At 51.7% G+C, this 325-nt stretch carries 1 protein-coding gene; it reads left to right on the forward strand.

The window, feature by feature from the left end; all coding sequences use genetic code 11:
- Positions 1-211 (forward strand): hypothetical protein (locus ACYP03_RS25185; protein WP_459782552.1); only part of this gene is annotated, 211 nt, incomplete at its 5' end.
- Positions 212-325 lie beyond the last annotated feature (114 nt).

A 325-nucleotide genomic window follows, 5' to 3' on the forward strand; every position in this document is an offset into this window, starting at 1 on the left:
AATAAAATTGATTTTATTTCATCAATCTATGAGCCAGGCTCATAAGTCGTGGTCATCGAACGATTTCAGCTGGGGCAACCCAATCACACAGGGGAGAAATGCAGGACGAAGTGACGGCTGCTCGGCGGTACCGGGAGCGCCTGCAACCGGCCGGACAACACCCGCGAAATCAAAGACATTTCTGGTTACTGCTTGTGCCAGCAAAGAGTAACTGGCGCGCGGCTAACTATGCTGAGAGGAACACGGAACTCAAGCGCGACATAGCTCATACCCGGGCATGGTTCTCACCCAGACATACCATCAGATCACACCACTATACAACCTC

This window comes from Photobacterium sp. R1 (assembly GCF_054600795.1).